The organism is Paraburkholderia sp. CHISQ3 (assembly GCF_030464945.1).
Lineage (GTDB): Bacteria > Pseudomonadota > Gammaproteobacteria > Burkholderiales > Burkholderiaceae > Paraburkholderia > Paraburkholderia megapolitana.
Genome location: NZ_JALPRG010000005.1, coordinates 525,218 through 546,568, shown reverse-complemented (window position 1 = coordinate 546,568; position 21,351 = coordinate 525,218). Strand labels below are relative to the sequence as shown.

General features: G+C 57.7%; 13 protein-coding genes. 12 read left to right on the top strand and 1 reads right to left on the bottom strand.

The window, feature by feature from the left end:
- Positions 1–18: 18 nt before the first annotated feature.
- Positions 19–1,131, bottom strand: a complete 1,113-nt coding sequence (locus M0D65_RS15015) for a phytanoyl-CoA dioxygenase family protein (protein WP_266253380.1) — start codon at positions 1,129–1,131, stop codon at positions 19–21.
- Between the two features lie 209 nt (positions 1,132–1,340).
- Between M0D65_RS15015 and M0D65_RS15010 the strand changes: the two genes are divergently transcribed.
- The 12 genes from M0D65_RS15010 (at position 1,341) to M0D65_RS14960 (ending at position 20,852) form a co-directional block, all read left to right on the top strand.
- Positions 1,341–3,254, top strand: a complete 1,914-nt coding sequence (locus tag M0D65_RS15010; RefSeq protein WP_266253379.1) for an ABC transporter ATP-binding protein — start codon at positions 1,341–1,343, stop codon at positions 3,252–3,254.
- Between the two features lie 5 nt (positions 3,255–3,259).
- Complete coding sequence (locus tag M0D65_RS15005) at positions 3,260–4,261, top strand: enolase C-terminal domain-like protein (protein ID WP_266253378.1); 1,002 nt, start codon at positions 3,260–3,262, stop codon at positions 4,259–4,261.
- 160 nt (positions 4,262–4,421) lie between these two features.
- Positions 4,422–5,672, top strand: a complete 1,251-nt coding sequence (locus M0D65_RS15000) for a radical SAM protein (RefSeq protein ID WP_266253377.1) — start codon at positions 4,422–4,424, stop codon at positions 5,670–5,672.
- Positions 5,563–12,159 (top strand): non-ribosomal peptide synthetase, encoded by a 6,597-nt coding sequence (locus M0D65_RS14995; protein ID WP_266253376.1) that lies wholly within the window; start codon positions 5,563–5,565, stop codon positions 12,157–12,159. The genes M0D65_RS15000 and M0D65_RS14995 overlap by 110 nt, the downstream gene beginning before the upstream one ends.
- Entirely contained in the window at positions 12,156–13,208 is a 1,053-nt protein-coding gene (locus M0D65_RS14990; protein WP_266253375.1) for a phosphotransferase enzyme family protein, read from the top strand. The genes M0D65_RS14995 and M0D65_RS14990 overlap by 4 nt, the downstream gene beginning before the upstream one ends.
- 2 nt (positions 13,209–13,210) lie before the next feature.
- Complete coding sequence (locus M0D65_RS14985) at positions 13,211–13,834, top strand: methyltransferase domain-containing protein (protein ID WP_266253374.1); 624 nt, start codon at positions 13,211–13,213, stop codon at positions 13,832–13,834.
- A 131-nt stretch (positions 13,835–13,965) separates the two neighbouring features.
- Complete coding sequence (locus tag M0D65_RS14980; protein ID WP_266253373.1) at positions 13,966–15,276, top strand: Nramp family divalent metal transporter; 1,311 nt, start codon at positions 13,966–13,968, stop codon at positions 15,274–15,276.
- Positions 15,277–16,859: 1,583 nt separating this feature from the next.
- Positions 16,860–17,237: a DUF4902 domain-containing protein gene (locus M0D65_RS33125; RefSeq protein WP_367619333.1), complete on the top strand. Its 378-nt coding sequence runs from the start codon at positions 16,860–16,862 to the stop codon at positions 17,235–17,237.
- Positions 17,238–17,850: 613 nt separating this feature from the next.
- Positions 17,851–18,279: an adenosylmethionine decarboxylase gene (gene speD, locus M0D65_RS14975; protein WP_266253372.1), complete on the top strand. Its 429-nt coding sequence runs from the start codon at positions 17,851–17,853 to the stop codon at positions 18,277–18,279.
- A gap of 17 nt (positions 18,280–18,296) precedes the next feature.
- Positions 18,297–19,373 carry a fatty acid desaturase gene (locus M0D65_RS14970; RefSeq protein ID WP_266253371.1) on the top strand — a complete coding sequence of 359 codons (1,077 nt, stop codon included), beginning with the start codon at positions 18,297–18,299 and terminating at the stop codon, positions 19,371–19,373.
- A gap of 7 nt (positions 19,374–19,380) precedes the next feature.
- Complete coding sequence (locus tag M0D65_RS14965; protein ID WP_266253370.1) at positions 19,381–20,364, top strand: isopenicillin N synthase family oxygenase; 984 nt, start codon at positions 19,381–19,383, stop codon at positions 20,362–20,364.
- Positions 20,365–20,402: 38 nt separating this feature from the next.
- Positions 20,403–20,852 carry a PACE efflux transporter gene (locus M0D65_RS14960; protein WP_266253369.1) on the top strand — a complete coding sequence of 150 codons (450 nt, stop codon included), beginning with the start codon at positions 20,403–20,405 and terminating at the stop codon, positions 20,850–20,852.
- Positions 20,853–21,351 lie beyond the last annotated feature (499 nt).

Below are 21,351 nucleotides of genomic sequence, written 5' to 3'. Positions count from 1 at the left end.
CTCGGGTTAGAGTGGAAGTCAATCGGGGCGCCGCGGGGTGTGACGGAGTGCCTGCATCAGAAAACCCATGCACGCGCCAAACCAGCGCCGGATGAGGAGATTTGAACCGCGCAACGTTCCTCGTCTCTGGGGGTGAGATACACCGTCTGACACGATGCGTGCATAACGCAGCAAATGTCTTGCGCGCGGCGAAAGTCGTGCAAAGGTACGTGCTTCGATAGCCCGACGATAGTCTCGGTCGCTGTGCGACGTCTCTTCGACAAGGCGGCCGAGCAGATTCCCCAGATTCAGGAGGCGTTGGCTCGCGACGCTACCTCCTTTACCACGGCCTATCTCCCGTACTCGAGCGGCGAGCCATACACCGGCCTGCGCGAGCCAACCGTACGGCGCGTCACCGGCCAGCACGTAATAAATGGATAGCATCGGGCGCGCGTCCGGTGTGAGGTTTGCGCTGCCGCGATGCAGTAACCGATGATCACGCACGATCAGTGTGCCGGCGGGTACGGTCAGGCGCACAGGGCGACGTCCCACGCTGAGTGCGCGCGCGTCATCGGCAGGAATGAAATATGGCCTGGTGTCGAATTCGCCATTGCGGTGGGTGCCTGGCCACACTTCGGTCGGGCCGTTGTCATTGGTGACGTCGACGAGTGGAATGTTCAGCGCGATACTGAATCGCGTGAAATCCTGGTGAGCGCCCTGAAAACCAGCACCCGCAAGTGGCGTATCGGATGCGATCAGGTAACACACTGCCTTCGGACCAATCAGCCGATTAACCACCTGCATCACGCGAGTGTCATTGAAGATGCGTTCATCGAACAACGATCCATGCGACGGTAAATGCATGTTCCAGCGGTTCAGATCGTGATTGCCACCGGCGGGTTTGAAGTCGTTCAGAACCGCGTCGTTGCGCTTGAGCAAGGAAAGGTGCGGTGACATGCTGCGAAGATCAAGACGCCGCATCTTCAAATCGAGCAGTTTCATGTAATTTCGACGCAGCAGATCGAGCTCGTCGCGACTGAATGGACTCGGAAAAGTGCAATAGCCGTCTTCGATGAATGCATCGAGTGGTGACCTGTTTCGCGATGCTGGCTGCACGACACACGTGTCGTTGAATAACTGGCGCTGTTCCATGACTCGGTCCTGTGATCTGTTGACGTTAGATCAAATATCCCGCCTGCAACAAAATTCAGATTCCCAACCGTGAGACAAGCATGCCATTTGCACTGTGCGTGCACATACTCTTAAGTCTTATAGGTTGAAGCAAGCACTCGCGGTCCTCTATTCTCGGAACCGGATACGGAGTGCCGCGTCGGCACGTAGATCATCGAGGGACGGGATTCATGGCAGAGGCAATCAAGCATGACGCGGAAGCGCCCACCGCGAGAGGTGCAACTGCGAGCAAGACGATGGATGAAGGGAAACGCGCACTGACGGTCGGGATGTTTATCAAAGGCCGCTTACGTGTTGCGTGGCGGTCTTTGAGCGCAGCGGTAGCGGCGCAGGTGATATCGGTCATGGTGACGATGTACACGACGCGTATGATCGGCAACACGATGGAATCAGCGGGCCGCAATCTTCTGACTCCAGAGCAGCTCGGTGTGACGTTCGCAGTGATTGCGGGGGTGCTTCTATGTGCGATCGGCGCTCGTCGCTATGGCGACCGGGCTGTCCTCTTGCATATTCTGGAGGTGTCCTGCGAGATTGTGCTGGTGGGTTACAGGAGCTGTCGGCAGCGTATGCTTGCAGATGCGGGAGATGAATTGGGCGGCGCGGCAATACGCAAGGTGCTGCGCGCGAGGCAAAACTACGATGCTGTAATCAGCAATGCTTACTTCACGCTGTTACCGGCAATCGTTGGAATTCCGTTCGCAATCTGCGTGACTGCGATCGACAGCTGGCCGGGTGCGCTCGCGATGCTGGTGTGTTTGCTGCCAATGCTGTTCGCTACTGTCTCTTACGGGCGGCGACATGTCACGCCGCTGCTACGCGAATCGGCGGCGCTCGATAGCCGCCTGTCTGCGGAGTTGTCCGATGTGCTGGGCAACCACGAGACCGTTACCGCGTGGGACACCCACCAGTACGAAACTACACGGCTGTCATGGTTCTGCGAGCGCTGGCGCGAGCGGACAGGACCGGCCTGGAAGCAACTTGTCGACAATGCGATGTTGCAGAACGCGCTAGCCACGGTCACGCTCATCGTGCCGCTTGCTGTGGTGGCGGCGTGCGCGCTGGCGGGGCACGGCAGCGTAGGCGCGGCAACTACCGTGGTCGGTGCATCATTCGTGTTGCGTAGTTCGCTTGCCGCGTTTGGCAAGGCGACGCGTGAATTCTACACATCGATATCCGATCTACGAGAATTCGTCGATTTGCTTAATACGCCTCAAGACGATAACGCGTCGAGAGAGTTGCCGGCGTTTCGCGACGGCAAGATGGACATCCAGTTCGACAACGTCAGTTTCCTCTACGAGGGTCGATCCGGCAGCGGGATCCGCGGGATCGATCTGACCATCGCATCGAACCAGATGGTTGGTGTGGTCGGTTCTTCGGGCAGCGGTAAGACAACTCTCCTAAAGATCCTGCTCGGTATCAATCAGCCGACCTCCGGCCGCATCTTGATTGCGGGACAGGATTTGGCGCTTGTCGAACCCGGTAGCCTGCGGCGCCGAATCGCTATCGTGGCGCAGGACGCCCCCATGTTTGCGCGCACGTTGCTCGAAAACATGACGTATGGGATCGACTGGGTCAGCCAGGAGGAGATCGACGAGGTGGTACGGGCTATCGGCCTCGGTTCACTTGTCGATTCGTTGCCAGATGGCTATCAGACCCAGGTCGGTGAGCGCGGCGCAAGCCTGTCGGGCGGCGAGCGGCAACGCGTCGCCATTGCCCGTGCACTGCTGTCGGGTCGACCGTTGTTAATTTTCGATGAGGCGACAGCAAATCTCGATGCAGTGACGGAAGCCAGCGCGCAGACGGCGATCGAACGTCTTGCCGGCGAGCAGACATGTATTGTCGTGGCGCACCGGATATCGACCTTGCGCAATGCGGACCGTATCGTAGTGCTGAGCGGGGGGCGCATTGTGGCGGACGGTAACCACGACGAACTGGTCCGCAGCGGTAACTCCGCCTACCAGCGTCTGCTCGGCACTCAGGCGTCATCGAATGGCGTGGCGGGTACCTCGCCTTCCGCGGAAGGTGGCGCAGCGTCGCAAGACAACCCCGATCTGATCTCACTGGCGAACGAAACTGGAAGATGACAGACATGACACACAATCCCCCACTTTCTCTGCGGACCCGGCTTGAGCGCTGGGAACTGGCGAGCCCAATTGAGTCACAGCACGGTACGTTCTATGAGGACGAGACACTACTGGTCGAATTGAGCGACGGTGTGCATATCGGACGAGGTGAAACGGTCGGCATGCTGCATCTGGGCGAATCCGCTGACGCGCTCGCGACTGAGGTGGAAGCGCTGCGGACCGAACTGGGTGATGGCCTTACGCGCTTTAGTTTGCGTGAGTGGTTGCCGCCAGGCAGCGTCCGCGCGGTACTCGACGCGGCACTCTGGGATCTCGAGTCGCAACAGCGTGGCATACGCGTCGACGCTCTGGCAGGTCACGCCGGTGCGTTCGACAGTCCCGTGCGTTCGCTCGTCACACTGTCGCCAGCAACCGTGGCCGAACTGTCTGACCTGCTGCGACTCCTGCCGCTCGACGTTGCTATCAAGCTCAAGCTGAATGACCCGGACGAGGTGGAACGACTCAGTCTGGTGCGCGCGTGCCGTCCCGACGCAACACTCGTGGTTGACGCTAATGGCGGTTGGAACAGTGAGCAACTGGCCCAGCTGCTGCCCGCGTTGCAGGCTGCACGTGTCGATCTGGTCGAGCAGCCGCTCCCTCCCGATGCAGACGGTGAGCTAAGTCGTTTCTCGGGTGCGATTCCGTTTGCCGCCGACGAGGCATGTGGCGATCTCGCATCGCTGGAGCGGTTGGCCGGCCTGTACGACTTCGTGAATGTGAAACTCGAAAAATGCGGAGGGCTGACCGAAGGGCTGCAGATGGCAAGGCGTGCACGCGAACTGAATATGCAGGTGATGGTCGGTTGCTTCGGTGGCACTTCATTATCGATTGCACCGGCGTTCGTAATGGCAAGCCGTTGCACATACGCAGATCTCGACGCGCCGTTGCTGTTGCGCACCGATCGTCCGGGAGCGGCGTCGCACGACGGCACTTGGATCGCACCGCCAGCTCAAGGGTTTTGGGGGTGAGGGCGATCCGGCACGGTGGATGGACAGAAGCTACTGGGCGCAGCCCGAGAGCACTGAGGCATGTCACTACTAACACTCTTTTCTATCGGAAAACATCATGCAAGTACAAATCGGAACACACGAACCCACGTTGTTCCAGTACACGAGGCGCTATCCGGACGTGCCACCGGAAGTGATCCTGAAAGAGGACTTGCTGCGCCTCGGGCTGCGCATCGAACGCGATGCGCTTGCGCTGCTACGCGGTTGCCGCACGCAGGCTTATTTTTTGTTCTCGTACAACATGTCACCGGTCGACGAACTTGGTGAAGACATCAGTTCGCTGGCGCCTGAGGACATTTCATTTCTCGGTGGACCACTCGGACTCAAGCGTACATCAGTGCGTGTCGTACTTGCCGCAAATTCCCCATACCGGCTGTGCGAAGCCGACGGCAAACTCGCGATCTGTGAGAATGGGGAAGTATTGGCGGAAGTCGAGCTACCAAAGAGACCGCCGTACTACGGCAACCTTCTCGACGACGGGACGCGCTACGAGCAGGTGGTACCGCTCCTGTACAACCACTACGCGTTTGTCACCACGTTCCGGGTGTGCCACTACTGGGGTGACAAGGAAGAGTGCAAGTTCTGTGACATCAACGAGCACGTGCGCTCGTTGCGGCGCCAGTCGGGCGACCACGTCCTCCCCGACCCGGTGAAAGACAAAGATAAGGTCATCCAGGTGATCAGCGCGATGTTCGCGGAGAAGTCTCCGGACTTTCGCCTCGTGACCGTTTTGATGACGAGCGGCTCTATTCTTCGCAAGGTGCGCGGTGGCGCAGGCAATCCAACCGATTTCAACCTGCCCTATGTGGAGGGCATCCGTAACGCGATTGGGAACCAGACGCCGATCGTGCTAATCACCGAATCGCAGCCGGTCGAGCAGGTCAGGCGGTTGCATCGGGCCGGTGTGACGAGTCACAACGCAAATCTCGAGGTGTGGGACCGAAAGTTGTTCGAAGTTGTTGCACCGGGCAAGGAAAAGTATGTTGGCTACGACCGCTGGCTGCACAACCTGTACGACGCAGTGCCGGTGATGGGTGAGGGTAACGTGAGCCCGAACATGGTCTCGGGAATCGAGATGGTTCAACCATGGGGCTTCAAGTCAGTGCGCGAAGCTGTAGCGTCGGCGCGGGAAGGCTTCGAGACGCTGATGTCGCACGGCGTGGTACCGCATCTTGACACATGGTGCATCGAACCAGGTTCAAGGCTCGAAGGCCATCCGCCGCCGCCGCTCGATTTCCTTGTTCAGGCCGACATTGCATGGTATGAGACTTGGCGCAAGTATAGTTTGCCGCCATTCTCGGGCTATGGTCCGATGGGCGCACCAGGCTGCGCAGTCTACGGCAATAGCGCCTCTGTCGACATGGGGGGATGAGCAAATGACCAGCAGTATTGCCACCCGTTCTGCGCAGATGGACACGCGACGCGAGCATCACGGCAAACCATGGACTGCGCTCGATGCTGCTGCGTCGGTTGTTGACGCAATTGAGGCGCAGGCCAGATTCGTGCCGGATCTCATTGCCGTGTGCGACATGACAAGTGCCTGGACCTATAGGGCGCTGTGGACATACGTCGAGGAAACGGCAAAGCGATTGTTCGAGGCTGGCGTTCGGCCGCGCGACAGCATCATTTGTGTCGCTGGACGTGACGTATCGACTGTGATTGCTCTGTTGGCGATCTGGCGCGTCGGTGCGGTATACGTGCCGGTGAAAGACGACTATCCGGCGGCACGAGTGGCAGACATCTCCACCGGGTCAGGCGCGGTGTTGCTACTGCGCAGCGGTAGCGCCGGTTTGCCCGGTGGCGACGATGCGAGCCTGCAGATTGAGAGACTGAAGGCCTCAGTCCACGCTGCGGCACCCGGCGATACCGCCGAAACGCCAGGCACCGAAGCGCAAGGCAGTGGCTCCTGCGCAGACCTTGCATACGTGATCTATACGTCCGGGTCGACCGGTAAGCCTAAAGGCGTCGCGGTTGGACACGCCGCATTGCACAATCTGCTTGTCGATCACATCCGGAGCTTCGGTATCACGCGCGCGGACCGCGTACTGCAGTTTTCTTCGCTGGCATTTGATGCCTCGTTGTTCCAGGTGCTGATGCCGCTGTGTAGTGGCGCGACACTAGTGTTGGCCGACGAGGCGACGCTGAGTGATGTCGATCGTCTGCTCAAGCGCATTGAAAGCACGGGCGTGACAGTGCTGTCGCTGCCGCCCGCGTACCTCGCCCGTTTCGAACGCCGGCCTCTTCCGACATCTGTGCGACTGCTTAACACGGGCGGCGATGCGCCGGTCGTCGCGGATGCGCGACATTACGCGATGAGTTGTACGTATATCAGCACCTACGGACCGACAGAGGCGACGATATGCTGTGCGTACCACGAGGTCGATCCCGCGCGTGACTACCCAGACGGGATCCCGCTTGGGCGCCCTGTCAAGAACATGCGCCTTGCAATACTAGATAGCGACCTGCAATCAGTACCGGCGGGCGTCATCGGTGAGTTGTTCGTGAGCGGCGCGGGGCTTGCTCAGGGTTATGTCGGCGAGCCGGAACTCACCACGCGCGCGTTCGTAGAACTGCCTACGTTGTCGGCCCCGGGCGCTGTGATTGCGACGCGTACTACCCGCTGGTATCGTACCGGCGATCTGGTGTGCGAAACCGGCGGCGAGCTATTCTTCGTCGGGCGCGCTGACCGGCAGATCAAGCTCAGCGGTTACCGGATTGAACTGGCGGAAGTCGAGCGGGCGCTTGAACGGCACCCCGGAGTGGCGCGCAGTCACGTCGAACGAATACTCGATGCAAATGGGCGTGCGAGGTCGCTACATGCGTATCTGCAGGGTGACGGTACCGTGGCGACTGAGGCGGTGCGCAGTGCCATGAATGAATCTTTACCCGCATACATGATTCCGGCTACGTTTAGTTGGGTCGCTCGTTTCCCGCTCACAGTGAACGGCAAGGTCGACGTGCAGGCACTGGTGGCGACGAGGCGCGCTGTCGGAGACAAACTCGATAAGCCGGACGGTTGCGCTCCTGCGGACGATGACACGCTCCCCGAAATGCCCACGACACCGTTCCAGCAACGGTTGGCGGAAATCTGGCGCCGCGCGCTCGGCGTCGCCATTACGAGCTTGCGTAGTCACTTCTTCGAACAGGGGGGCGATAGTCTGACGGCGATGCGGATTGCAGCAGATGTTGCAGTCGCGTTTGGGCACAACGTAAGTGTGGCAGACGTGTTGCGTACCCCTGTGTTCGCTGACTTCGCAGCGTTGCTGGAAGCGCGGCTGCACAGCGCAGGTGGCAAGCGGGCCGACATAGCCGCAGATCGCATAGCGGTCGATGGCGAAGAGCAGTCGCTGCTCGACGCCAGCGAGGGTGTGTTTCCACTCGCGCCTTCGCAGCGGCGCTTATGGACACTGCAACAGATCGAGCCGGCGTCGAGCGCATATCATCTTGCGCAGGTATTCGTGCTCCGCGGCGACCTCGATGTACAACGTCTCTTGCGCGCGTTCGATTCGATGTTGCATCGTCATCCGGCGTTGAGCGTAAGTATCGTCGAAAGGTACCGACTACCGTATCAGCAACTGGGTTCAAAGAATATACAGAATGCCGGGCTCATCGTACGCGAGTCAATCGGGACTGACGACGTTCTAACACGCGAATTCCTCCGTGCGGCTGAACGCGTAGCTGAGCCGTTCGACCTTGCATGTGGGCCGTTGTGGCGCGCTGAGTTGATAAGAATCGATGTTGATTGCCACCTGCTGCTACTGGTACTGCATCACATAGTGTGCGACGGCACATCGCTTGGAATTGTGCTACACGACCTTGGCCTGGCATATCGCGAGCAACCTGGCGTGCAGTTGTCGTTGCGCTCAGACGCGGCTACTGACTACCCACAAGTGGTCGCCGCGCAGGCACAACGCTTGCGGCAACGATTGCCCTTGCTCTCTGCGTTCTGGGCGGAGCGAGTCGTGAATTTACCGATGCCGCTCGCGTTGCCAGCGGACTTTGCGCGGCCCGCTCGGCGCAGCGGCAGTGGGGCTACGCTTCATTTTCCCCTGGATGAAACGCTGACCGCTCGCGTTGCAAGCGCGGCTGCCCGTCATGGTGTTAGCCGCTTCACACTGGCACTTGCAGTGCTGAATGTGCTGCTGTATCGCTACACCGAGCAGGAGGACCTGGTAATCGGCGTGCCTGTTACCGAACGGCGCGACGCGACGCTCGAACGCGCGGTCGGCATGTTCGTGAACACGGTGATGGTGCGCTCGCGCATCGTTCCCGGTATGCGGTTCGATGCGCTGCTCGCTGCATTGGGTGACGAGTGCGCAGCGGTCTACACGCACGGTGACTACCCGTTTGAGCTGCTGGTGGAACAGGCTGACAACGTGGCGGATCCTGCTCACCACCCGTTGTTTAACGTAATGGCTGCGTGGCAGCGAGCAGACGATCTGGAGTTCGCGCTCGACGGTATTACCATCGAACGTCCTGTGTCGTTAGAGCGCGGTAGCAAGTTCGATCTGAGTTTCGATTTTGTCGAAGGCGTACAGGCTGGCACACGATCACTGCAAGTGCTGATCGAATATAGCGACGCGTTGTTCGTACCGGCACGCATCGAACGGATGTTCGAGCACTGGCGCACGCTCCTCGAGTCGGCGCTGGACGACCCAGAACAACCACTCGAGCAGATGACAATGCTGTCTTCGTACGAGCTGGCCGATTTGCAGCAGCGCTTTCAGGCGCAGCATTTCGCTGAGCCCGACAAGTCGGGTCTCGACGGCTTTCTGGATGCCGCGCGCGCCACACCACACCAGACGGCAATCGTCTGGCGGGGCCACCGGTGGAGCTATGCGGAGATCGGTCGGCGCGTCGACGCACTGGCCGCCCGGATCGAGAAACAGACGGCGGCCGGGCGTAACATGCTGATCGGCGTGCTTGTCGAGCGCTCAGAGCGGTTCTTCGTAGCAATCCTGGCGATCTGGCGTGCTGGACATGCATACGTTCCGCTTGACCCACGGCATCCTGACCAGCGTTTGCGGCAGATTGTCGAAATCTGCCAATGTGCGCTGGTGATTTCTGACCGTGAGCTGGCGCCGCGCATTGGATCCGCGTGCGCGACGCTGCTATACCGCGATGACGCACAAACCGGCCTGGAGGTCACGGGGTCTGTGCCACCGGACCGCGACGAGCTTGCGTACTGCTATTTCACGTCTGGATCCACAGGTCAACCAAAAGGGGTATTGGTCAATCATCGTAGCGTGGCAAACGCGGTTGAGATGTGGCGGCGCGACTATCGCCTCGACAGACCTCGCGTGCTGCAACTCGCAGGACACGCGTTCGACGTCGCGCTCGGCGATCTGTGCCGCTCGCTGTTGATTGGTGGCATCCTGGTCATCGCAGATGAGGTCGAGCGTGCTGACCCGAAATCGATTGTTGATTTGCTCGAAACGCAGCAGATTGATGTGTGTGAGCTCACGCCAGCGGTGGCGCGGCTCCTGACGAACTGGTTTAACGAGCGTCCGGCACCGGCGAGCCTGCGTCTACTGGTGGTCGGTTCGGACGTGTGGACTCTCGACGAGTTCGAGGCATTACGTGCGCGGCTCCCGCCGGGCACAAGATTGGTCAGTAGCTACGGCACCACCGAGGCAACCGTCGACTCCACCATCTACGAGGCGACCGGTGCATCTATCGGTACGCGTCCTGCTGAAGGCGAGCGGGTTCCGCTTGGTCGACCGATGAGCAATGTCGATGTGCTGATTTGCGACCGGTCGGGCAATCCAATGCCGGTCGGCGTGCCCGGTGAACTTTGTCTCGGCGGGCCGGCTGTAGCGGTCGGTTATCTAGGCTGGCCGTCGCCGGATGGCGTGCGCTTCGTGGTTGATCCGCAGCGTCCTGGGGAGCGCATGTTTCGCACGCGGGACAGGGCCGTATGGCGTGCCGATGGCACGATCGCCTTCCTCGGCCGTAATGATGATCAGATCAAGGTGCGAGGCTATCGGATTGACCGGGTCGAGATCGAGCAAGCCTTGCGAGCAGTACCCGGAGTTGGTCAGGCGGTTGTCGCCGTGCACACGACGGCTGGCCGACTTATGGCGTTTGTCACTCCCGAGTCGGGCACGGAGGATGCGCCAGATTCGCATGGCGTGCGTACCGCCCTTGCGGGACGATTGCCGTTCTATGCGGTGCCTGATTCGATCACAGTACTTGAGCACATGCCGTTGAACGACAACTACAAGATTGCCGTTAAGCAGCTCGAAGCGCTGGAGCAACTGGCACATGCTAGTCCAGATGGTAGACACGACGCGGACCTGATCACGCTGCAACCCCGTGAGGCTTTACTCGCAGGCTTGTGGCGCGAGGTACTGCGCGAGCCGGGTGCGATCGGCCCGGAGAGCTCCTTCTTCGGGGTCGGCGGCGATTCACTTCGCGCGGTCGGTCTGGTGATTGCTGCGAGCCGCGCTGATGCGACGCTTACGCTGGCTGACATTTACCGCTACCCGAAGCTCGCGCAGATGGCGGAGCGGCTCACGCCGGGTGGTGGCGCTGTCGCTGCGGCACTTATTACGCCTTCCGTTGGTGAGGCGGCGCGGTACCGTTACGCAGGCATTGCGGAAGACATCTATCCTGCCACTTACCTGCAAGCCGGAATGCTGGATTGGTCAACGCTCAGTCCGCACAGCTATCACAATCAATCTAGCTGGCGTTTGCAGGGGAAATCGTTGAGTCCCGACGTGCTACGCGACGTCATACGGGCGATGATCCGGCGTTATCCGGCACTGCGCACCGCCTTTGTGCGTGATAACACAGATGCAACCGGCTACGCGCAGATCGTGTTGTCACCAGAAGCGGTGTCGGTCGTGAGCGAAGACCTGAAGGTAGTCGACGCCGCGGCGCAAGATGAACGGATCGCTGCATGTCTACGCGCTGACCGGGCCAGACCGTTCAGGGTCGGCGAGCCGCTGGAGCCGATGAGTCGCGTACTGTTCTTCGAGCGAGCGGCCGGTGACATCGAATTGGTCTGGTCTCAACATCACGCACTCGACGACGGCTGGAGCCATACCCAGCTGGAGGCGTGTCTGGTCTCACACTGCACGAAGTTGATTCAGTGTGGCGAGATCCCATACGCTCCGGTCAACCATGGATATCGTGAAGTCGTAGCACTCGATCGCGATCACGCCGCGTCCGCACGACTGCTCGAATACTGGTCGACACGCGCTCGCGATCTACCAGGTGTGCGGGGGCATGAACAGAAAAGGGGGCGTCCGACAACACCTACGTGCGAACCGGACAAGCAGATCGTCGCGCTCAGTCAAGAGACGGTAGCCCTGCTTCGGCAACGCGCGGCAGCGCTAAACATAAGCATCAAGAGCCTGTTTCTGGCCGCGCTCCACAATGCACTTTGCGAACTACGTCCGCATGCCTTTCCGGTCATCGGTGTCGTTGCAAACGGTCGCTCCGCACGCTTGAGCGATCCTCTAGGTACGGTCGGATTGTGCTGGAATCTGTTGCCATTTTACTGTCCGATTCCGGTTCTAAACGGCCAGCGAGCGTTCGATGAACTCGCCGGAATCGAGTCTCATGCGGGCTTGCCTCTATCGATCATTGAACGGGCTGCTGGCCGAAACGTTCTGCTTGACGCGTGTCTGAACTTCACCGACTTTCGGTACGCTCAATCCTCCGATGAGCCGCAAGCGGCAGTTGTCGTCGCTACGCGGCGTCATCACGGGTACTTCCACTTCCCGATGACAGTGACCGTGGCGTTTTCCGGCGGTAGCGGATCTGCGGTCGTATTCGAATTTGATGGTGATCATTTTGCTCAACCCGAGCAACAAGCGCTGCAAGAACACTTCCTAGGAGAGCTTCATCAATGAACGGTCTCGACTGTGCGGGCGTCGTGCGCTCGCTGCTACACCAGGATGATATTGGACGCATTGTTGCGCAGGCCCATGGGATGACAGGCGAGGTAACCTGTCGCCTGTGGACGATTGGCGACAACGACAACTACATGCTATGGCACAACGGCGTGCCGTTATTTGTCCGCGTGTATCTGGCCGGCAAGCATTGGGGTACCGGCGAGTCGGATTGCCGCTTTGAACTGGAGTTTCTGCAGCATATGCATACGAAGGGTGTCTCAGTTGCCCATCCGCTGCCCAATCTGAACGATGATCTGCTGACGCCGCTAGCGGCGCCCGAAGGCACACGTTATCTGGCGCTGTTCTCGTACGCGAATGGCGTACTCGATCCGTTTCCCGAAGACGACGAGCGTTGTGCAGCGGTCGGCCGCGAGCTTGCGCACGCGCATCGGGCCGGCATCGGGTTCGTATCGCACCATAAACGTTTTGCGATCGATGCAAATTTCGTCTTGCTGCGTCCGTTGCAACGTATTGCTGCAGCCTTGGCGCACGCGCCGCGATCACGGCTGACGGCGCTATTGAAGGTTGCTCATGTTGAGGTGATGGATGCACTTGCGACCTTACCGGCGCGCGGCGATGGCGTTATCTTCGGAGATTTTCACGGTTCTAACTACCATCTCACGGCGAATAACGTGACGTTGTTCGACTTCGATCTGTGCGGTGTTGGCTGGCACGTGCACGACATCGCGACGTGGACATGGGACGCGCGCAAGCGCTTCGGCGACGAGAAGGCAAAGACGCTGCTTACCGCACTGCTGCAAGGTTACGAATCGGTGCTTCCGTTGCCGGCGACCAGTATCGCAGCGCTGCCGGCGCTGATGATAGCTCGCGAGATCTGGTTGGTGGGCGAGCATTGTGCGGACATCGAAAGCCTCGGCGCGGAACGGCTAGACGAACGTTACTGGATGCGTTTCGAAGAACGTCTGACGACATGGCTCACTGCTCTGCCACGGCAGGTCTGGGTTGAGCGCGCGAGAGTGAGCGACGAACTTGTATACGGGCGGTGAACATGACTGCCGTACGGACACGAATTCCACCGCAGACTTTGAATGACAATGGCGCGCGCTCGCCCGACTTTTGGAACAAGCGATTCACACACGGCGAGACACCCTGGGACCAAGCCGGTGTGTCGAGTGCGTTTTGCCGCTTTGCACTGACCCAACCGCAGCCACTTAACGTGCTGATCCCGGGTTGTGGGAGCGCGCATGAGGCGCTATGGCTTGCACAGCGGGGCTGGCGGGTCAGGGCAATCGACTTCGCCCCGATCGCGATTGAGACCGCTCGATCGAATCTCGGCGCGCATCGGGACTGCGTGGAACTGGCCGACTTCTTTCGTTATGAGCCACCTTTCACACCACAGTGGATTTTCGAACGCGCTTTTCTCTGCGCGCTATCGCCCGCACAGTGGCCCGCCTATGCCGAGCGAATGGCCGCATTGCTGCCGACTGGCGGGTGGCTCGCCGGTTGTTATCTGCTCGGTGAAGCGTCATCTGGTCCGCCATTTGGCGTCGAACGTGAGGCGCTCGGCGAGCTCCTTGCATCAAGTTTCGATCTGGTAGACGAACGTGGTGTGACCGATTCGGTTGCGGTATTCGCGGGGCAAGAACGATGGTTCACGTGGCGTCGCCGGTGATCCTTTACTCGACGACCAGACCGGTCGGGAGGTGCATAAGTTGTGCGTGAAATCTCGTTCTACCGCGCATATATTATGCTGTACTGATAAAAATCAGGCTTGCGCCGAATACGCGATGATCTGAAAAGTCTATGACTATTGTTACCAGCGGAAGTACTCTCACCGATCGCACGACTACTGCGATACGCGAGGTGTTGGCCGGCAAGCGGCGTGGATTGCGCTCGGCGCTGCTGTTCACCGGGCCGGCTGTGATTGCATCGATCGCCTATATGGACCCGGGCAATTTCTCTACCAATATCCAGGCGGGTTCGCGGTTCGGTTATACCCTGTTGTGGGTGGTTCTAATGGCGAACATGGTCGCTATGCTGTTCCAGGCGCTTTCAGCGAAACTCGGGATCGTCACAGGCCGAAATCTGGCCGAAATGTGCCGAGAACAGTTTCCTCGCAAAGCCATCTATTTCATGTGGGGTGTTAGCGAAATCGCAGCGATGGCCACTGACCTGGCAGAGTTTCTCGGTGGTGCCATCGGCCTCGCGCTGCTATTCCGGGTGCCACTGACAGTTGGCATGGCGATTACTGCCGCGGTAACTTATGGCATCCTAGTCGTCGAAAGAAGCGGCTTCCGGCCCATGGAGATCATTATTGGTACGCTCGTTGGCGTGATCGGTGTTTGTTATCTGCTTGAGATGTTCATTGCACCGGTTTCATGGAGTCAGGTCGGAATGCACACGATCCTGCCGTCGATACCGAATGACGAAGCGCTGACGATCTCAGTGGGTATTGTCGGCGCCACCGTCATGCCCCACGCGATCTATCTGCATTCCGGTCTCACTCAGGGGCGTGCGCGGGCGGACACTGCATGCGCGCGGCGCGCTCTGTTGGGCTTCTCAAATCGAGAAGTCATTGTCGCGCTCTCGATCGCAGGTCTCGTGAATATGGCCATGGTCGTGATGGCGAGTGCCGCGTTCCACATCGGTCACAGCGATATCGCTGAAATCGAGGCCGCCTACCATACCCTTACACCTCTGTTCGGTGCTGGCGCAGCGGCCGTATTCCTCATTTCACTGATCAGTTCGGGTATTTCCAGTTCAGTTGTGGGTACGATGGCGGGCCAGATGATCATGCAGGGGTTCGTCGGCTTCCGTATTCCGATCTGGGTGCGGCGTCTTGTCACCATGGCCCCGGCTTTTGTGGTGGTCGGGCTTGGAGTAAATACAACCCAGGCGCTCGTGATTAGTCAGGTCGTACTTTCATTCGTGTTACCTGTCCCAATGGTGGCGCTGGTTGTTTTTACGCACCGCAAGGACATCATGGGTGAGTTCGCCAACAGCCGGTTAACGGATGCTGCTGCGATCATCGGGACGACGATCATTCTCATACTTAATCTGATTTTGCTACTTCAAACCTTTGGTGTTGGAATTCCCGGACTGCCTGCTACTTAGGTAAGGGCACCATTTTGAAACACACCCGATGCCGCATCGCAGGTGCGCGAGTTTGTATTGCAGGCCTCGCAGTTATAAAGTTGGCTGTTTCCCTAGAAGTACCGGTGCAGTTTGCTAAGGAAAATGCATTGTATCAAGTACAGATTGAGAGACCTGCTACCCCTATGTCCGTCGTCAAAATATCAGGATCATTCGCGCTCAGTTTGAGTGGGTGTTAGCATAAAAATAAATTTTATGCAACTATGATGATTGGGGTTGTGATGAATTGATATTTCGCTATCCTCTTGGGGAAGATCTGCGGAAGTGATCGTTGATGACGAAGCTTGGGTTCTGGTCTGGATCTGTCTGGAAACGTGAACGTAGACGGGATTTCTTGAAGAGATGCGATGCACTGTACCGTGTTCTAGGCTGGTTACGTTGATCGAGCACGACTTATTGACGCAGGCCGCTTGCACGTTCCAACGAAACCGGAGCAACGCAGAGTACTGGACCCGAGTGATCGTTCGGATGCGATATGCGATCAGATCGAACACGATAAGGTCACTATTGGTGCTAGTGTCGACTACTCGTTTCGCGTCATCAAGTGGCAGTTCGGCGATACGGGTGCCCAGTTCCTGGTTTGATGGAAAACACCGCCTAGATCACTCTGTCGTTTGCTCAGGGAAATCTGGAGAGGGTGCGCAATGCCTTGCGGAGAGCCTGAAGGCGAGAATGTTGTGGTCGTCAATCTCTGCAAGCGTCGCCTGGTGCCAGCGGAGTTTACCCATGTGTTCGTGACGGGTAACAAGAGCGGTGCGGGTGAATGCGGTAAAGTAATGAGTAAGAGTCGGGTAGTGCGGGATAGCGCAAAAGTGGGTGTGCTGGAGTAGCCGATGGCTATCCTCTGATGTTCTGACCGATCTGCTGCGCGAGCAACGGAACGGTTTGACAGATTCGCAACGGCGGATGCCCGAGTCATGGGGAACCGTTGCAGGGGAAGGTGTCGATACGATATCAACGATGGTGCGTCATCGCTCTCCCGCAGCTGCCCGCACACTGGCTGTATTGAAGATGAGATAGCGTCGAGAATTAACCCTTGCACAATTAAGGGAACCTCTTTCGGAGGATGGGATTCGACTAACGACAGCGTGCCGATCTTGGGCGTCGCATCTGGTCGACGGAGCAACGATGACTGGTCGGGCTTCAACGGTGTCAACCAACTCTTACCGCTGTACCCTGTGGGCCGAGGATCTCAGCATTGGTTTTCGTAGTGATTTACTTAATTCGGATAGTATTTCTCGATGTAGGAGTCTACGCGATGTCCCTTATATCTATCTTGTGGATAACGCTTATCCACGGCTATGAAGAAATGGTCCCGAGCCCATCGTGCAGATCCAATTTGACTGGTCGTGGCATTTGCGTAATTAAAAATTCGGATATTTTAAATTATGTGCACTTAGAGGGCATGTTACTACCTGAGCGTTGGCTGTTACGGTTAAGGAGAAATTCTTGATGCTGCGAATCCCTGCGATATTGTTGTCATTTTCTGACCTCTCTGCGGGAAATGGTGCTGATATGAGCAAGAATTAATGGATTTATAATAGATGTCGGGCGATGGTTATTTGAGACTGACGGTAATCGAATTCAATGCATTGCGGCTCATTCATTCGTGGTCGGTGTGTGATGAGGAAGTGCAGGCAGATTTACGCGTTGCAGGTATTGCATTGGGGCTCGGAGGTTACACGGAATGGCGGGGAGTTTGCGAACAAGGTTGCATATCGGTCGGTTGGGTCTGGTATGAAACTCCAACCCGACGTCTGGAGATTGCACCGAGAGGAATAGGACCCGTCGGGACTAACTTGATGTTAGTAGGGGCTAATGGAAAAGATCTTGGACGTTCCGTTACGGACGATTTTATTCGTTCCCGCATTGCGATCATGCGGTGGAGGCACAGTGTGCGAGCTGGTCTGCTGGACAGCTGATTCCCTTGGATCGGGTAGCACGCCTTCAAAAAAATACCAGCATCTCTTCCATCGGTGATGTGCTTTGCGGGTCACCGGCAGGTTCTCTGTTTTACATGGCGGTGATGTAGGGACGGGGCAACGAAAAAGCGTAGATAAAATAGAATGTAGTCCGAACGTTCCGAAGCGACTCATCTCGCTTAAGGCAATGCCTGTCCCGCGGTGCCGACGACCAAGCACCGACGCGCGAGAACGGCGCTATACATCGTTATCTGCTGTGCTCTGACGCGATCCGTAGCCGAGACCGATTCGTCAACGAGACTTGACCGTCGCCAGGAGTGGATCTGGAACAAGAGGTGGCTGGCTTGGCAAGTAGCCGCCGGTCATCGCAAGCCTGCAGGGATAGAGACGAGGACAGGACTGCTAACACGCTTGACAGGTACGCGGTTGGACGCTTCGCTGCATGGTAGTGGGCGCTTGATGTGTTGAGAGACAGATCGAATGTGTCCAGCATCAGTTTCGAGCACCAATGCCATTCCATGGAGAGGGCGGCAAAACTACAAACTATGGTAGTTCCCGCAGAGACCATGAAGGCTTCTAATTGAGTCACTTCCACTCAATCAAGGAGCTGAAAATGTCGGATACACATGTAACACAGTCGGACGAGCATTTCGGTGAACACTTGACTATCGACGGATACTTTGGCGACAGCGAGCGTCTAAACGATAGGGAGAACGTCAGGAGGGCCATCGACGAGCTGCCTGGGGCGCTGGGCATGAAGAAGTTGTCCACGACCGAAGTACATTTCGCGAAGGGTAATGACATCAAGGACCCTGGCGGTTGGAGCGGATTTGTCGTGATTGAGGAAAGTCACATCAGCGTCCACACATTCCCCGCCGTCGGGTTCGTCAGTATCGACGTATACACCTGCCGCAACGGGCTCGACCAGCAGCGCATTGTCAATTACTTCGGCGAGCGCTTCGGTCTGCAGGAATTCGAGGTTAACTTCATCAAACGTGGGCTGAGGTTCGCAGAAGTCACGCGAAGCCTGATCGAAGAATGATGCTCGCGGAGACTATCGTGACTCTCTCCCCGGAATTCATCCTTCAGGAAATGTCTCTCGATCGGCCAGCCCGCGAGCAGGTCTTTCATCTTGCCCGAGCACGGCGTACCTGGCCGAACAGACTGGTGATAGGTGTTATCTTCGCGTCCCACATCGGTTCTCTTGTCGGCCTGATCTTCACACCGACCCCACTCATGATTGGTTCTTCGATTCCGCTCCTCAGCCTTTCGATGCTATGGTCGTGGTATCTCGCACACGACTGTGCGCATCTGGCCGTCTTTCGCCATCGTCGATTAAACGTGGGCCTTGGCGAACTGTTGTCGCTTATCAACGGCGTCGCCTACACTTCATTCAGCGCGTATCGAGTTGAACACCTCCGGCACCACGCTGACCGAACTGACCTGCTCGGTACTGATCTTGCGACATTATTGGCCGCCTGGCCGCCCAGCGTCGTGCGTCTGTTGATCCGGCTCGAAACGTTCTATGTTCCGGTGCTCTTCTATGTCATCAAGCTGCGCACCATCAAGAAAGCGATCATGGGCGGAAGTGCCGGGGAACGCGTTAGGGCTACGCTATGCGTCGTTATTTACGGTGCACTGTTCCACACGCTGCTAGTTGCATCGATCGCCTCGCTAGCCGCATTGTTTGCGGCATCGTTCATTCGTATTCACGTTGTGCGCTTCGTGGACGCGTTTCAGCATAGCTATGACCAGATCGATCCTGACGCGTCGAACATTTCGCTTCATTCGCGCGCTTACGAACTGCGGAATACGTTTTCGCTGCCAGTTGCCAGAAAATGGACCGTCGCGAATATATTCATCCTGAACTTCGGATTTCACTGCGCACATCACATGACCCCGTCATGCCCTTGGTATGCGCTACCCAACCTGCATGTACTGCTGCAGCAATATGAACACGGGGTATCGATCGATTCACGCGAATCCGACACTCCGTTCGTCGCGCTGCTGCGCGCATATCACCGTGGCCGGATAGTGCGAATTCTGTCTCGAAGCGAAGGACATCCATACGACGACCAAGGTCGCTTCGACATTGAACGCTTTGTAGGCGCCTTCACCGACAAGTTGCTTGGATAACGTTCATATGGACATCATGCCGAACCTCTCTAATCAAGGCGACATTCCGGTCATCGATATCTCCGCAATTCGCACCGACGACGCCCGGGAGCGTGACCAGTTGGCAAGCGAAATCTGGGAGGCGTCTCGAAACGTTGGTTTTTTCAGCATAGTCGACCACGGGATTCCGGGCGACCTGACGCACGAGGTCTTCTCGCAGATCCGGGCGTTTTTCGATTTGCCTGCGCAAAGCAAGATTTCTATTAGCAACAAGAAGTCGAGGAACATGCGTGGTTATTTTGGAATCGGCGAAGAGTCACCCGAGGACACTATGGCGGGAGACCTGAAAGAGGGTTTCGATCTGTCGGTCGACTTACTCGCCGACGATCCAGACTTTGTTCGCGGCTCGACACTCTATGGGCCGAATCAGTGGCCGCCTGACATGCCGGTCTTCAAGCAGGTCATGACAACGTACCACACGCAGATGACTGCGCTGTCGATTGCGTTACTCGGCCTCTTCGCTCGTGCGCTTGGCAAGCCCGAGAGCTACTTCGCACCACTCCTGCGCAAGCCGCTCGCACAGTTGAGACTGTTACGCTACCCTCCACACGATACGACCAGCTTGTGTTCGCCAATCGGCTGCGGTGAACACACCGACTACGGGGCGATCGCGTTGCTAGCGCAGGATGCACCCGGTCTCGAGGTTCAGGATAAACGGGGGCGGTGGATCGAGGTCGGCGTTGTTCCGGGTGCGTTCGTCGTTAATATCGGTGACCTGATGGCACGCTGGACCAACGATCGACTCCAAGCCAATGTTCATCGCGTTGTGAATCGGCGAGCAGACTCTCGGCACGCGGCGGCGTTCTTTCTCGATCCAGATTACGACGCGCTTATCGAGTGCATCGATTCCTGTGTCCCGACCGGTCAACAGCCGATCCACGAACCGATAGTATTCGGCTGCTACAACGAAGCGAAACTCAATGCGACCTTTGAATTCCGCAAGCAGTCGTGAAGCGGTATCCCTTTCTCCTGGTTTGCCCGAGGTGTGAAATGCAGGGTATTTCTCGCAAGATCGTCCAAGCATTTCTTTACGAGGCTGTCGCGGTGTTCTGTATCTCGCCAGCCATCTCTCTCATTTACAAGGAGGGGTTGGTACACTCTGGCACGCTGTCGATCATGATTTCGCTAATCGCCGTGACCTGGAGCATGATTTACAACGCGGTATTCGAATCCTGGGAAGCCCGTCGCGCGCGCCGTACCCGGACAGCATGGCGGCGCATTCTGCATTCGACGGGCTTCGAGGGCGGCCTGACGTTTATCCTGCTTCCACTGGTGTCTTTCTGGTTGAAGATCTCCTGGCTCGATGCACTGATGGTAAACATCGGTCTATTCATCTTCTTTTTCTTCTATGCGTTTGCCTTCCAGTGGGTCTTTGACTGGATTTTCGACGTACCGGATTCTGCGAAGGAGGCGCGACAACCACTAGTTAAGGATCGTTAAGCGCGGCGTGAGGTTGCGTGAGTGGTTGTTTTATGAGGGGCGATCGGGGTGTGTCACGAACGCAGGCGTCAGCCTGCGGTGCTGTACGGAAGATGGGAGTAGGTCTCCCGGAGTCGGCTTTCAGGAGCAGGCTTCAAACCGCCCGATGCTGCTGCGTTCAAAAGGCGCGGTGGTGAGCGATCGAGGAAAAGGCATTCGTTGAGGATGTCAGGTACGTATTGAGAAGATGAGCGAAAGCGAACCGTCCGATGACGCATCGTTAAACCTCTAAAAGAGCTGTCAAAACTGGAGCCGCCCGGTCGCTCCAGGATCAGTCGGGACGATACCTGATCACGGACCCGATGGCAGTCGGTGTATAGGCGGCATGATCTCAATGCAGGCTTTGGTATGGAACGTGAGAACCTTGCTCTGGATGTAAAGGGAAATGACAAATGGCAAACACCATGAGAAAGAATACCGATGCCAGAGCGAGGGGCGGAGCTGCCCGTAGTAGTGTCGA